Raw genomic sequence first — 13,288 nt, forward strand, 5'->3', positions numbered from 1 at the left:
CAGGCATCAGTGCCAGCGGAACCGGACCGGCTGGCCGGGCTGGAGCTGGGCGGCGCGGTCGACCGAGGCCGACCTGACGACACCGATGACGGGGTAGCCCCCGGTGACAGGGTGGTCGTTGAGGCACAGGACGGGCTGGCCGCCGGGTGGGACCTGGATCGCGCCCCGGACCATGCCTTCGCTCTGGAGCTCGGCGCCGCGCAGCTCGGGTCGGCGGGCGAGCGGGGCGCCCTCGAGGCGGATTCCCCTGCGGTCGCTGCGTGACGACACCGTCCACGGTGAGCCCGCGAGGGCGGTCGGGTCGGCGAACCAGTCGTGACGCGGGCCCGGCGTGACGTCGAGCTCGACCGTGCCCGAGGCTGGATCGGGGACGACGGCTGCGTCGAGGACGGGGAAGCTCTCGGTCCGGCTGCCGACGGCGAGCACCTGTCCGGCCATGAGCGGTGCCGGGCCGAGGCCGGACATCGTGTCGCTCGACGCCGAGCCGAGGGTGCGCGGCACCTCGAACCCGCCGCGGACGCCGACGTAGGTGCGCAGACCTGCGGAGGGCCTACCCAGGGTGAGGACCTGACCGTCTCGGACCTCGACGAGGGCAGCGTGGGCGACAGGGCGGCCGTCGACGTCTGCGGGTGCGGGTGCCCCGGTGAGGCTGACGAGTAGGTCGCCGACAGCGCGCAGTCGGAGGCCGCCGAGGGTGACCTCGAGGGCAGGAGCGCCGACGGCGTTGCCGACTAGCCGGTTCCCGAGGAGGTAGGAACCTCGGTCGGCGGCGCCCGCGTGACCGACACCGATGGCGAGGTGCCCGACGCGACCTAGGTCCTGCACGAGGGTGAGCGGGCCGGGGTCGAGGACCTCGACGGCGTGAGCCCGACTCACGTGGGCACCTGCGTGAAACGGACGGTGGTGCCGGGCGTGAGCAGTGCCGGCGGATCGCGGTCGGCGTCCCACATCACGAGGTCGGTGGTCCCGATGAGCTGCCAGCCACCGGGTGACTCGCGCGGGTAGACCCCGCTGAACTCGCCTGCCAGCCCGACCGCACCGGCGGGGACGTGGGTGCGCGGCTCGGTGTGACGGGCGACGGCGAGGCGCGGGTCGCCACCGACGAGGTAGGCGAACCCGGGTGCAAACCCGCTGAACGCGACCCGCCACGGAGTGCCGGTGTGGGCGGCGACGACCTCGGCGGTGCTGAGGCCGGTGTGGGCGGCCACGGTGTCGAGGTCGGGCCCGTCGTAGCGGACGGGCACCTCGACGACCTCGGTCGCTGTGGTGGGCGGGGTCGGGTCGGTGGTCGCGGCGACGTCCCGGATCTCGTGGGCGAGGACGTCGAGGTCCGTGCCCGGGCGGGCCACGACGAGGAGCGTGCGGGCCGCGGGGACGAGGTCCTCGACGTCGGCCCAGACGCCCCGAGCGCGGTGGATGAGCGGGTCGAGGGCCGACTCGAGGGCCAACACGGAGTCGAGGTCGTCGGTCTCGACGAGCCAGGCGAACTCGCCCATCGGCAGGATCCGGACGCGGATGCCTCGCTCGGGTACCTCGGTCATGTCGCGAACGGGGCGATCTCGATGCCCGCCCCGGTCAGGGCGGCGCGGACGGCGCGGGCCGACGCCACGGCACCCGGTGAGTCGCCGTGGGTGCAGATCGACTGGGCACGCACGTCGATGTCGGTGCCGTCCACGGCGGTGAGGCGCCCCTGGGTCACGAGCCGAACCATCCGCTCGGCGATCTCGCCGGGGTCTTCGAGGACCGCTCCTGGCTGGCTCCGAGGAACGAGGGTGCCGTCCGGCGCGTAGCCGCGGTCGGCGAACGCCTCGGCCACGGTGGGCAGCCCGGCGGCCTCGGCCCGGCGCAGGAAGACCGAACCCGGCAGGCCGAGGACCGGCAGGTCGGCGTCGACCGCGACGACCGCTCCAACGACCGCTGCCGCCTGCTCCTCGTGGTGGACGATCGCGTTGTAGAGCGCGCCGTGCGGCTTGACGTAGGCGACGCGACCACCGGCGACCCGGGCCAGCATCTCGAGGGCGCCGATCTGGTAGATCACGTCGGCGGTGAGCTCGGCCGGGTCCATGTCGATGAACCGGCGTCCGAAGCCGGCGAGGTCGCGGTAGCCCACCTGGGCGCCGATGACGACGCCGCGCTCGACCGCCATCGCGCAGGTCCGCTGGAGGGTGAGGCTGTCACCGGCGTGGAACCCGCAGGCGACGTTGGCGCTCGTGACGACGTCGAGCATGGCCTCGTCGTCACCGAGCCGCCACGTGCCGAGGGACTCGCCGAGGTCGGCGTTGAGGTCGATCCGCCCGGCTGTCGTCGCGCCCGTCATGGGGGCCAGTCTGCTCCGAGTGGTCGCCCGGGGTCGCGGATCGGGGTCGTGTGTGCGGTTGGCCGCGATCCGGGGGTGGCCGGCCGACGAGGGGTCGTGTGGAGGAGTGCCTGTGCTTCACCAGCTGACGCAAAGGCACGTCCACGACGCACACCCTCGCGACGCCCCGACCGAGTGGAGCCGGTCCGAGGGACGCGGGCGGACGGCATACGGGCCCTGGTTTGGAGGACGCGGGGTGCGTGCGGCACACTGAGACGGCTCACGCGCAAGTGGCGGAACGGCAGACGCGCTGCGTTCAGGTCGCAGTGTCCGAAAGGGCGTGGGGGTTCAAATCCCCCCTTGCGCACGTGTGTGATGTCTCAGGACATCGGCAACACCCCGAACCCCCACGGTTCGGGGTGTTGTGCGTTCTGGCCCGGGCGCTGCGCTCGGGCCGCGGGCGCGTCGGGCCCACACAGCCCCCGCTACGATCGACGCGGACGTCGCCCGCTGACGCGGGCTGCACTCACCCCTGCAAGGAGTCGATGCCCCATGGGCGGACATCACGCCCGCCACGGTGGGGACGAGTCCGCCTCGATGCGGATGCTGGCCGTCGCCGTGATCGTGCCCATCGCCCTCGCGACCCTGGCCGCCCTCATCTGGCTCTGGCCCACGGGTGAGGTGGCCCAGCCGGACCAGCCGGCCCAGGGTGAGCAGACCAACGGCCACGTGGTGTCGGTCGAGAGCGCGCCGTGTCCCGAGGGCCAGCCCGGCACCGACCGGTGCGGGACGGTGCAGGTGCGTCTGAGCGAGGGGTCCGGGCGCCAGGTGGTCGAGGCACCCCTGCCCACGGGTCCGGGCGCACCCCCGATCGCCGAGGGCGAGGACGTGGTGCTCCTGCGCCTCGACAACCCCCAGGGCGGCGAGTATGCCGTCGTCGACCACCAGCGTGAACGCCCCCTGTGGGTCATGGCGATCGCCTTCACGCTGGCCCTCGTCGCGTTCGGCCGGTGGCGTGGCGTGTCGGCGCTGGCCGGACTCGCCGTGACCTTCGGACTGCTCGTCTACTTCGTGGTCCCGGCGATCATCGGCGGGGAGTCCCCACTCCTCGTGGCCATCGTCGGCTCGGCGGCGATCATGCTCACCGTCCTCTACCTCACCCACGGGTTCTCCCTGTCCACGACAGTGGCCGTGCTGGGGACCCTCATCAGCCTCACCCTGACAGGGGTGCTCTCGGCGCTCTCCGTCTCGGCGCTGCACCTCACCGGCATGACCGACGACATCTCCACGTCCGTCGGACTGTCCCTCGGGATCAACATGCAGGGTCTGCTGCTCGCCGGCATCGTCATCGGGTCACTCGGCGTCCTGGACGACGTCACCGTGACCCAGGCGGCGACCGTCAGCGAGCTGGCGGAGGCGAACCCGGCCTACGGGTTCGTCGAGCTCTATCGTGCAGCCGGGCGCGTGGGGCGCTCGCACATCGCCTCGGTGGTCAACACCATCGTTCTCGCGTATGCCGGCTCGTCCCTGCCGCTGCTCATCCTCATCGTCGCGGGAGGAGACTCGCTGGGCGGCGTCCTCACCGACCAGGTCATCGCCCAGGAGATCGCGCGCAGCGCCGTGGCCACCCTGGGGCTCGTGGCGGCGGTGCCGGTGACCACGATCCTCGCCGCGCTGACCCAGCAGCGGGTGCAGAGGGGGACGACCGCGGGTGCGGAGCACGGAGGCAGAGGCTAGGGCCGGACGACGGGCAGCCTGATCGTCAGCACCGTGCCGTGACCGGCGCCCGGGCTGGCCACCGACAGGCCGCCACCATGGGCCTCGACGAGCGCCTTGCTGATCGTCAGGCCGATCCCGCTGCCACCCCGGATGCGGCTGCGGGACGGGTCCGCGCGGTAGAACCGCTCGAAGATGTGCCCCAGGTGCATCGCGTCGATGCCCTCACCGTCGTCCGCCACGACGATCTCGACCCACTCCGGGTCGGGGCGGCGCAGCGACACGTGGACGGAGCCTCCGGAGGGCGTGTGCTGGAGGGCGTTGTCGAGCAGGTTGGCGAGCACCTGGGCGATGCGGTCCGGGTCGGCCAGGATGGAGGTCGGCTGCCCGGCGTCCACGACGAGGGCGACCCCGTGGGCGGCGAAAGCGTCGGCTGCCGCTGCTGTCGCCGACACGACCAGGGTGTCGGCCCCGACCACCACCTGACGGAGGTCGAGACCGTCCTCCTCCGCGCGGGCGACGGCGCCGATGTCCTCGGCCAGGCGGTGCAGCCGTGCCGTGTTGCCATGCAGGATCTCGAGGGTTCCGTCGTCAAGGCGGCGGACGCCATCCTCCACCGCCTCGAGGTGCGCCTCGATGCTGCCGAGTGGGGTGCGCATCTCGTGGGCGAGGTCGGCGAGGAGCCTGCGACGCGTCGTCTCCACGTCACCGAGGCGCTGGGCGAGGTCGTTGATGGTGGACGCGAGCTGGTCGAACTCCGCACCGAGGCCGGGGCGCGGGACCTGCGTGCCGTAGTGCCCGTCGGCGATCCGCGAGGCCGAATGCGAGACGGCGGCGGTGGAGCGCTGGACGCGTCTGGTGAAGAACGCCGTGACCCCCAGGGCGAGGATCACGGACGCGGTCAGGGCCGCGCCGAGTGAGATGAGCAGCGCCGAGCCGAACGCCTCCTCCACGTGGGCAGCCTCCGACGTCGAGTGTCCGACTCCGGCCTGGCGCAGGTGGTCGTGGAAGATGCTCGGCCCGACGACGGAGGCGACCAACCAGGTCGTCACGGCACCCGCCAGCAGCACCAGCGTCTGGGCGATGAGCAGGCGCGGAGCGAGCCCGGCCCGCCCGGCTCGCTCGGCCCGCGCTGGCCGCGCTGGCCGCGCTGGCCGCCTCTGCGGCTCGCCGGGCCCGCTCATGCCCCGGAGCCCATCCGGTAGCCAATGCCACGCACCGTGCGAATGAAGCGGGCCGCCCCTGCGTCGTCCCCGAGCTTGCGCCGCAGGTGTCCGACGTGGACGTCGACGAGGTGCTCGTCGCCGACCCAGGTTTCGCCCCACACCTGGTCGATGAGCTGCCGTCGATTGAACGCCATCTGCGGTCGGTGCGACAGGGCCGCGAGGACGTCGAACTCCGTGCGAGTCAGCCGCACCGGCTCCTCGTCGAGCCACACGTCCCGGCCGATGGGGTCGATGGCCAACGAGCCGAAGCGGCGCAGCGACGGCACCTGGCCCGATCCGCCCATCGGACGCGGACGACGGAGCATCGCCCTCAGACGTGCCACGAGCTCGCGAGGGCTGAAGGGCTTGGTCATGTAGTCGTCGGCGCCGACCGACAGCCCGACCAACGTGTCGAGCTCGTCGGTGCGGGCGGTCACCATCACGACGTACGCATCCGAGAAGGTGCGCAGCTGCCGGCACACCTCGATCCCGTCCAGCCCCGGCAGCCCGAGGTCGAGGATCACCACGTCGGGGTCGACGTCACGAGCCGCCTGGACGGCGTCGACGCCGTCGTGGCTGACGTGGACCTCGTAGCCCTCGCGTTCCAGGTAGCTCTCGATGAGGGTCGCCATCGGGACGTCGTCCTCGACCACCAGGGCCCGGACGCCGCGAAGCGGCACCGAGTTCGTCGGCCGCTCGGCTGCCGTGTCGTGGACCATCACCACATCGTGGCAGCCCGGGTCCCTCGGACAGGCGGGGGCGAGGGGTGAGCGGCACATCTTCAGCGAACCTTCACAGAACGGCGGCCGGACGAGCCGGGTGGGTGTCCGACAGTGAGGTCACAGACCGACGAAGGAGCTGAGGACGATGATGTGGAACGACGGTATGGGTTGGTCCGGATGGCTGCTGATGAGCCTCACGGCCATTGCCTTCTGGGCACTGGTGGTGGTGGCGGTCGTGGCGCTGTTCAGGGACAGCGGCCGCGACTCGCGGCAGCGCCCGCGTGAGGACCACGACGCGCAGCTGATTCTCGACCAGCGTTTCGCGCGCGGTGAGATCGACGCCGCCGAGTACCACGCCCGCCAAGGCGTGCTGCGTTCGGCGCACTGATTTCGCCCTGAACGGAATACCCCTAGGGGGTATATGGTTGTCGCGTTGACAGCGGTTTCGACACCGACCCACGGGAGCTGAGTTGTCATGAGCCAGAGAACCGTCCTGCAACTGGGGGGCCTGCACTGGGCCACCTCAGCCCGCGTCATCGAGTCGACGCTGACACGCCGGCGAGGTGTCGAGCAGGTGGCGGCCAACGCCGCGAACCAGACCGCCACCGTCACCTACGACCCGTCGGTCACCTCCGTGGCCGAGCTGGCCGGGTGGGTGCGCGACTGCGGCTACCACTGCTCCGGCCGGTCGGTGCCTGACCACGTCTGCGAACCGATGGACGAGCCACCCGCTCACGGGACACACGAGGGAGCCGGCGCAGGCGAGTCGGTCCACGCGCCCGTCCGGCATACCCCTGACCCAGGGGAACCCGGGACTCACTCACCGCACGCGATGATGGGCCACGGCGGGCACGGCGGGCACGGCGGCATGTCCATGGACGACATGGTCCGCGACATGCGCAACCGGTTCCTCGGCGCGCTCGTGCTCACCGCAGGGATCACGTTGTGGTCGCCCATGGGCCGGGACATGTTCGGGTTCACCGTGCCGACGCCGTTCGGACTGCGCGACGACGTGTTCGCCCTGATTCTCAGCCTGCCGGTCGTGTTCTACTCCGCGTGGATCTTCGTCGACGGCGCCTGGCGGGCGCTGCGCAACCGGACGCTCGACATGATGGTGCTCGTCGCCGTCGCGGTCGCGGCGGGGTGGCTCTACAGCGTCGGCGTCACCCTCACCGGCGGTGGCGAGGTGTTCTACGAGGCGGCCGCCATGCTCACGACCTTCGTGCTGCTCGGTCACTGGTTCGAGATGCGTGCCCGCGGAGGGGCCAACGACGCGATCCGCGCCCTCATGGACCTCGCGCCCCCGATGGCGACGGTGCTGCGGGACGGCCGTGAGGTCGAGGTGCCGACCGCCGAGGTGGTCGTGGGCGATCTCGTGCTCATCCGCCCCGGAGGCAAGATCCCGGTCGACGGGGCGGTCGAGGAGGGCGTCTCGGAGGTCGACGAGTCCATGGTCACCGGCGAGAGCCTGCCCGTCGGCAAGTCGCCCGGCGCCGACGTCATCGGCGCCTCGATCAACACCACTGGCACGTTGCGGGTCCGAGCCACCAGGGTCGGGTCCGACACCGCGCTCGCACAGATCGTGGCCCTGGTGCAACAGGCGCAGAACTCCAAGGCCCCGGGGCAGCGACTCGCCGATCGCGCGGCGTTCTGGCTCGTGCTCGTCGCGCTCGTCGGCGGCGTCGGGACCTTCCTCGTGTGGCTGGGGGTCGGCGCAAGCGTGCAGGTGGCCCTGTTGTTCGGCATCACGGTCGTGGTCATCACCTGTCCCGACGCGCTCGGTCTGGCCACGCCGACCGCGATCATGGTCGGCACCGGGCTCGGCGCCAGACGAGGAGTCCTGTTCAAGAACGCCACTGCCCTGGAGTCCGCCGCCCGCATCGACACGGTCGTGCTCGACAAGACCGGCACCCTCACCAAGGGCGAGCCCGACGTCACCGACGTGGTCGTCGCCGACGGGCTCACCGAGGACGAGCTGCTCCGTCTGGTCGCTGCCGTCGAGCGGGAGAGCGAGCACCCGTTGGCCGGGGCAGTCGTCCGGTATGCCGTGGAGCGGGGGATCGCGTCCCCGGTCCCCTCGGGCTTCCGGAACGTCCCCGGGCACGGAGCCATCGCCGAGGTCGGCGGTCATCGGGTGGTCGTGGGCAACCGCACGCTCATGGCACAGGAAGCCATCGACGTCGAACCGCTGCTGGCTCGCCGCGACGAGCTGGCCGCCAGCGGCCGGACCGCGGTGCTCGTGGGAGTGGACGGGCGGGGCGCAGGCGTCATCGCCCTGGCGGATGCGGTGAGGCCCACCTCGGAGCAGGCCATCCGTGAGCTGCACGAGCTGGGCACCGAGGTCGTCATGCTCAGTGGCGACAACCGGGCCACCGCCGAACGCATCGCGGGCCAGCTCGGCATCGACACGGTCATCGCCGAGGTGCTTCCGGGCGACAAGGCCGCCAAGGTGGCCGAGCTGCAGGCACGGGGCAAGAAGGTCGCCATGGTCGGCGACGGCGTCAACGACGCTCCCGCGCTCGCGCAGGCCGACCTCGGCATCGCCATCGGGGCCGGGACCGACGTCGCGATCGAGACGGCCGACCTGGTGCTCATGCGCTCTGACCCCCTCGACGTGCCCATCGCCCTGAGGGTCGGACGAGGCACGCTGCGCAAGATGCGACAGAACCTCGGCTGGGCCGTCGGCTACAACGTCGTCGCCCTCCCCATCGCCGCCGGCGTCTTCGAGCCGTCCCTGGGCCTCGTCCTCCGACCGGAGGTCGCAGCCCTGTCGATGTCCGGGTCCAGCGTCATCGTGGCCGTCAACGCGCTGATGCTCAAGCGGCTCAGACTCCCTGCGCCGCCGCCGGCGGTCGACGGTGCGAACCCCGGCCAGCACTCCCTCGCACCGGCCACTCACCACGTCTGACGAGTCCGGCCACGGGCCGAGGCCGGGCGACTCGTCGTGCCTCCGCCATCTACATCAAACCTTCAGGGAATCCATGTCCTTCGGCCGGCCGTCACTGTGCAGGCTGGTCACCGGTGCGTACCCGCCTCCCCCTTCACGCGGGTGCGCCCACCACGACCACGCGACCAAGGAGCAGACCTCGTGCACCGCCACCAGCGCCACCTCATCCTGACGGCACTCGGGACCACCGCCGTGCTCACACTCGGCGCCTGCGCGTCGAGCGGCGCCGGATCCGGCGCGCACGGCGGGATGATGTCCACGTCGTCGAGCGCGTCGACGAGGGCGAACGCCGGCGAGAGCGGCGACGTCATGTTCGCGCAGATGATGATCCCGCACCACGAGCAGGCGGTCGAGATGGCGGACCTGGCGCTGCAGAAGGACGCCTCGGCTGAGGTGACCACGCTCGCCCGGCAGATCAAGGCAGCGCAGGATCCCGAGATCGCGACCATGACGCGCTGGCTCGACGAGTGGCAGGCGCCCATGTCATCAGACCAGGGCCATGAAGGACACGGCGGCGGGATGATGTCCGGCGGGGACATGAGGGAGCTGTCCGCGGCAACCGGACCGAAGTTCGACGAGCTGTGGCTCACGATGATGATCGAGCACCACGAGGGCGCGGTCGTCATGGCGCAGGATGTACTCGGCACGACCGCCAACCCGGAGGTCGAGACGATGGCTCGGGCCATCGTCAAGGGTCAGAAGGAGGAGATCGCCACCATGAAGTCCCTCCTCGCCACAGCCTCATGACGGCCAAGCGAGTCGCGCGAAACGCGTCGCCCCTGGCGCGGCCCATGCGCCGAGCAGTCCGCGCGGCACTTGCCGCGGCGACCGTCGCTGTCCTGCCGGCCGGGTGCGCGACCGATGGCGGAGGCGCGGCCGCTCCTGCAGCGGTGGCGCCCAGCGTCGCGAGCGACCCCAGCACCTCGGTGGGCGCGAAGAGCGTCACCCTGCCGGCCGCACACGTCCACGGCGTGGGTCGCGATCCGGGTGACGGGACACTGCTCCTGGCGACCCACGAGGGCCTGTACCGATACGGCCCGACCGGCCCGACGAGGGTCGGCCCGAGCATCGACCTCATGGGTTTCGCCGTGGCCGGTCCCGGTCACTACTACGCGTCGGGTCATCCGAACAGCGTCCGTGAGCTGCCGCAGCCGATGGGGCTCATCGAGAGCACCGACGGCGGAAGGAGCTGGACGGTGCTCTCCCGTGGTGGGCAGTCGGACTTCCACACGCTCACGCAGGCGGGCGACACGCTCGTCGCCTTCGACGGAGTGCTGCGACGTTCGAAGGACCGCCGGAGCTGGTCCACCACCGGGCTCACGCAACAGCCGAGGACTCTTGCCTCCGACCCCGAGGGACGGACCGTTCTCGCGACGACTCAGGACGGACTCATGGCGTCCCGGGACCAGGGTGCCTCCTGGGCGCCGGTCGCAGGTGCTCCGCTGCTCCTTCAGGTCGCCTGGGGTGATGCCCGCTCGGTGGCGGGGGTGACACCCGCAGGGGCCGTCGCGATGAGCACCGACGGGGCGCGGACGTGGCGCCTGACGGGCGCGAAGGTGCCACCTCCGCAGGCCATCAGCGCGAGCATGACCGCGACCGGGTTCGAGGTTCTGGTCGTCACCGAGCGGGAGGTCCTCGGATCCCGCGACGGAGCGACGTTCACCCCGGTCAGTGGCTAGACCGCCCTCGAGTGTTTCGTGATGCGGTGCTGACCGGGCCTCAGTGGCTGAGCTGGCCGGCCGCGTCGTCGTAGAAGCCCAGGAGCTCGTCCATCGGCACCGCCCCGCGGGACACGGCCGACAGGTCCTGGCCCTCGACGGTGAACGGCGGTGGGTACAGCGCGAAACCCTCGGTGGACGCCAGGCGGGCGCACTCCTCCTGCCAACCGGGCCAGCGCTGCCCGTCGTAGAAGCGCTCGGTCGCACCGCCGATCATCGCGTGGACGAAGGCGGTGTGGCCGATGTCGAGGCTGTCCCACTGCAGCGAGTCGGGTGCGAAGTAGCAGACCTGGCCCGTGGCCACTCCCAGCCCGCCGCCGTCGATGGCGAAGCGGCCCCCGAGGACGTCGAGCGCGACCAACAGGTGGGGCGGATCGGTCGAGGAGTCCGAGGGGTCGTCCAGTCCGTTGGCGGTCGCGAGATCCGGTATGCCGTCGTGCCCGCCTCCGAGGATCCGGAGCCACCCGTGGTCCACGAGGAGGCCGCCACACTCCAGGGCGAGTGCGCCGAGGGCGGAGTGCGTGGTCACCTGGAGGCGGTGGAGCGTCCGCTCGCCCTGCTCGCGGGTGACGGGGAGGACCTCGACCGTCGTGGCCGTGCTCTTGGTGGCCTCGACGAGCTGGGGCCAGGTGGGGCTGTCGACGTCGACGAGCTGCTCGACGGATCGGGTCATGACGGGTCTCCCTCGGCGTCGCTCGACGGGGCACCCGCCATCACGAGACCACGGGAGCGACGATCCGGGTCCTGCCGGCGACGACGGTCACGTAACCGCGGTCCGACACCGCGTCGTCCCAGCCCGCGGGGGTGAGGTCGGTGCCGTTGCCTTCGAGGCGACGGATCAGGAAGCCCTCGTCACCGGGGCCGTCGACGACGAGCAGCGTCGCGCGGTTGAGGACGGACCACCCGTCGCCGGCCGAGACCTCGACGCCGGCCAGCGTGATGGTCGGGATGCCGTCGGACAGGCTCAGGTCGACACGGTTCGGCTCGAGGAACTCTGGCATGGCGCGACGATACCGACGGCGGGCCCGGCAGCAGGGCGCAGCGCAACACCCGATCCGTCGGTGCTTCACCGTGGGCTCCCTCTTGGCGACCCGAGGCCCATCCGGCCTAGGCTCGATCACATGACGTCAGGAGGGAGATCGCGCGTGGGTGAGCCGGAGGCTCTTCTTGCCGGCCGCTACCGACTCCTCAAGGTGATCGCCACCGGAGGGATGGGTGTGGTCTGGGAGGCCTGGGACGAGCGCCTGGAGCGGTCCGTGGCCATCAAGCAGCTGCACGCCCTTCCGGGTGTCCCGGACGACGAGGCGGAGCTGGCGAAGGAACGCGCCATGCGTGAGGCACGCATCACCGCTCGGCTGCACCATCCCCATGCCGTGCCGGTGTTCGACGCCGTGGAGCACGACGGCCAGCCGTGTCTCATCATGCAGCTGCTGCCGTCGACCCCGTTGTCCAGCGTGATCCGCGACAGCGGACCCCTGCCCCTGGGCCAGGTGGCCAGGATCGGCAGCGAGGTCGCCTCCGCCCTGAGCGCCGCCCACGAGCTCGGCATCATCCACCGCGACGTCAAGCCCGGCAACATCCTCATCACCCCCGACGGCGGGGCGCACATCAGCGACTTCGGCATCTCGCACGCCATGGGCGACGCCACCCTGACCCGCACCGGCATGATCCACGGCACCCCGGCCTACCTCGCGCCGGAGGTGGCTCGCGGCGAGGATGCCTCCTTCCCCGCCGACGTCTTCTCGCTGGGCTCGACCCTGTATGCCGCGCTCGAGGGCGCCCCTCCGTTCGGCATGGACGGCAACTCCATCGCCCTGCTCCACAAGGTCGCTGCGGCCCAGCTGCCGCCACCGACCCGTGCGGGGAGCCTGACCCCGTTCCTGCTCGAGATGCTGGCCTCGGAGCCCGGCGAGCGTCCGACCATGGAGGTGGTGGCCCGATCGCTGGCGGATCTCGACACAGGGGACCCATCGCTCGCGGTGTCCCCGACGGTTCCGCTGGCCCCAGTCCCCGCTGGCTCGACGTCGACGCCGGAGCCGCACGACATCGAGGTCCAAGAACACCGCGAGCCCGTCGTCCCCGACGTCGATGAGATCCGGCGCCGACGTCGTGCCTCGCCGTGGGTCGTGCTCCTGGGTGCCGGGATCGTGGCCGCGCTCGCATGGGTGATGGTCGCCTCGCTGAACGACGACCCGTCGGGTGGGGGCGCCGCTGGGGACCGAACTGCCACGACGGAGACGACCCCGACCAGCCCGTCTCCGAGCTCTGATCAGCCGACCCCGACCACCGCTGCGCCCACGACCGCCTCCCCCACGAGCGCCACGCCCACCGCGTCCGCCACCGGTTCGGCAGCCCCCAACCTGGCGACCCGGCTCTCGGCGGCGATCACCGACTACTACGCCCTGCTCCCCGACGACACGTCGGGAGCCTGGCCACTGATGACCGCCGACTACCAGACCGGGACGTCCGGCGGCCGGAGCTCGTACGAGCGATTCTGGGGTGCCATCCGCGACGTGACCGTGACCGACGTCCGGGCCACGCCACCGGACCGGGTCGTGGCCACGATCACGTACTCGCGCGACAGCGGCCGGGTCGACATCGAGCGCACCAGCTATCGGCTGGTCGACGAGGGTGGTGTGCTCAAGATCGCCGCGTCCCAGGTGCTCAGCAGCCGACGCGGGTGA

The 13,288-nt window shown here is 71.6% G+C and carries 13 protein-coding genes and 1 tRNA gene; 7 read left to right on the forward strand and 7 right to left on the reverse strand.

All coding sequences use genetic code 11. The features are described from left to right. Positions 1-6: 6 nt before the first annotated feature. Genes LL946_RS07720 through LL946_RS07730 form a run of 3 tightly spaced genes read right to left on the reverse strand, consistent with a single transcriptional unit; the run spans position 7 to position 2,317 of the window. On the reverse strand, positions 7-876 hold the full coding sequence (locus LL946_RS07720; RefSeq protein ID WP_404386441.1) for a biotin-dependent carboxyltransferase family protein: 870 nt from the start codon (positions 874-876) through the stop codon (positions 7-9). Then, positions 873-1,541 carry an allophanate hydrolase subunit 1 gene (locus LL946_RS07725; protein WP_404386443.1) on the reverse strand — a complete coding sequence of 223 codons (669 nt, stop codon included), beginning with the start codon at positions 1,539-1,541 and terminating at the stop codon, positions 873-875. The genes LL946_RS07720 and LL946_RS07725 overlap by 4 nt, the downstream gene beginning before the upstream one ends. Beyond that, positions 1,538-2,317, reverse strand: coding sequence for a LamB/YcsF family protein (locus LL946_RS07730; RefSeq protein WP_404386445.1), 780 nt, complete (start codon positions 2,315-2,317; stop codon positions 1,538-1,540). The genes LL946_RS07725 and LL946_RS07730 overlap by 4 nt, the downstream gene beginning before the upstream one ends. A 263-nt stretch (positions 2,318-2,580) precedes the next feature. Here LL946_RS07730 and LL946_RS07735 point away from each other — a divergent pair. Together LL946_RS07735 and LL946_RS07740 are read left to right on the forward strand one after the other, a co-directional pair. Next, positions 2,581-2,663: transfer RNA gene (locus LL946_RS07735), tRNA-Leu, on the forward strand. 185 nt (positions 2,664-2,848) lie between these two features. Further along, positions 2,849-4,033: a YibE/F family protein gene (locus LL946_RS07740; RefSeq protein WP_404386447.1), complete on the forward strand. Its 1,185-nt coding sequence runs from the start codon at positions 2,849-2,851 to the stop codon at positions 4,031-4,033. Here LL946_RS07740 and LL946_RS07745 read toward each other — a convergent pair. Continuing rightward, on the reverse strand, positions 4,030-5,196 hold the full coding sequence (locus LL946_RS07745) for a sensor histidine kinase (RefSeq protein ID WP_404386449.1): 1,167 nt from the start codon (positions 5,194-5,196) through the stop codon (positions 4,030-4,032). The genes LL946_RS07740 and LL946_RS07745 overlap by 4 nt on opposite strands. After that, positions 5,193-5,936 (reverse strand): response regulator, encoded by a 744-nt coding sequence (locus LL946_RS07750; RefSeq protein WP_404386451.1) that lies wholly within the window; start codon positions 5,934-5,936, stop codon positions 5,193-5,195. The genes LL946_RS07745 and LL946_RS07750 overlap by 4 nt, the downstream gene beginning before the upstream one ends. A 148-nt stretch (positions 5,937-6,084) precedes the next feature. Between LL946_RS07750 and LL946_RS07755 the strand changes: the two genes are divergently transcribed. The 4 genes from LL946_RS07755 (at position 6,085) to LL946_RS07770 (ending at position 10,565) form a co-directional block, all read left to right on the forward strand. Next, on the forward strand, positions 6,085-6,327 hold the full coding sequence (locus tag LL946_RS07755) for an SHOCT domain-containing protein (protein ID WP_404386453.1): 243 nt from the start codon (positions 6,085-6,087) through the stop codon (positions 6,325-6,327). An 87-nt stretch (positions 6,328-6,414) separates the two neighbouring features. Continuing rightward, complete coding sequence (locus LL946_RS07760) at positions 6,415-8,847, forward strand: heavy metal translocating P-type ATPase (RefSeq protein WP_404386455.1); 2,433 nt, start codon at positions 6,415-6,417, stop codon at positions 8,845-8,847. A 180-nt stretch (positions 8,848-9,027) separates the two neighbouring features. Next, positions 9,028-9,633, forward strand: coding sequence for a DUF305 domain-containing protein (locus LL946_RS07765; RefSeq protein ID WP_404386457.1), 606 nt, complete (start codon positions 9,028-9,030; stop codon positions 9,631-9,633). Positions 9,634-9,677: 44 nt separating this feature from the next. Further along, on the forward strand, positions 9,678-10,565 hold the full coding sequence (locus LL946_RS07770; RefSeq protein WP_404386459.1) for a F510_1955 family glycosylhydrolase: 888 nt from the start codon (positions 9,678-9,680) through the stop codon (positions 10,563-10,565). A gap of 40 nt (positions 10,566-10,605) precedes the next feature. Here LL946_RS07770 and LL946_RS07775 read toward each other — a convergent pair whose 3' ends face one another. After that, on the reverse strand, positions 10,606-11,277 hold the full coding sequence (locus tag LL946_RS07775; protein WP_404386461.1) for a DUF2625 family protein: 672 nt from the start codon (positions 11,275-11,277) through the stop codon (positions 10,606-10,608). 40 nt (positions 11,278-11,317) lie between these two features. Continuing rightward, positions 11,318-11,605: a hypothetical protein gene (locus LL946_RS07780; RefSeq protein ID WP_404386463.1), complete on the reverse strand. Its 288-nt coding sequence runs from the start codon at positions 11,603-11,605 to the stop codon at positions 11,318-11,320. Positions 11,606-11,749: 144 nt separating this feature from the next. On the opposite strand from LL946_RS07780, the gene LL946_RS07785 reads away from it, so the two are divergent. Next, complete coding sequence (locus tag LL946_RS07785) at positions 11,750-13,288, forward strand: serine/threonine-protein kinase (RefSeq protein WP_404386464.1); 1,539 nt, start codon at positions 11,750-11,752, stop codon at positions 13,286-13,288.

Source organism: Knoellia locipacati (genome assembly GCF_044791685.1).
GTDB classification, from domain to species: Bacteria; Actinomycetota; Actinomycetes; order Actinomycetales; family Dermatophilaceae; genus Knoellia; species Knoellia locipacati_A.

Excerpts from the sequence above, each read along its gene's own strand:
- LL946_RS07740 (WP_404386447.1), top strand. The coding sequence starts at position 2,849 with ATGGGCGGACATCACGCCCGCCACGGTGGGGACGAGTCCGCCTCGATG.
- LL946_RS07750 (WP_404386451.1), bottom strand. The coding sequence starts at position 5,936 with ATGGTCCACGACACGGCAGCCGAGCGGCCGACGAACTCGGTGCCGCTT.
- LL946_RS07725 (WP_404386443.1), bottom strand. The coding sequence starts at position 1,541 with ATGACCGAGGTACCCGAGCGAGGCATCCGCGTCCGGATCCTGCCGATG.
- LL946_RS07770 (WP_404386459.1), top strand. The coding sequence starts at position 9,678 with ATGCGCCGAGCAGTCCGCGCGGCACTTGCCGCGGCGACCGTCGCTGTC.
- LL946_RS07775 (WP_404386461.1), bottom strand. The coding sequence starts at position 11,277 with ATGACCCGATCCGTCGAGCAGCTCGTCGACGTCGACAGCCCCACCTGG.
- LL946_RS07760 (WP_404386455.1), top strand. The coding sequence starts at position 6,415 with ATGAGCCAGAGAACCGTCCTGCAACTGGGGGGCCTGCACTGGGCCACC.
- LL946_RS07780 (WP_404386463.1), bottom strand. The coding sequence starts at position 11,605 with ATGCCAGAGTTCCTCGAGCCGAACCGTGTCGACCTGAGCCTGTCCGAC.
- LL946_RS07755 (WP_404386453.1), top strand. The coding sequence starts at position 6,085 with ATGATGTGGAACGACGGTATGGGTTGGTCCGGATGGCTGCTGATGAGC.
- LL946_RS07745 (WP_404386449.1), bottom strand. The coding sequence starts at position 5,196 with ATGAGCGGGCCCGGCGAGCCGCAGAGGCGGCCAGCGCGGCCAGCGCGG.
- LL946_RS07730 (WP_404386445.1), bottom strand. The coding sequence starts at position 2,317 with ATGACGGGCGCGACGACAGCCGGGCGGATCGACCTCAACGCCGACCTC.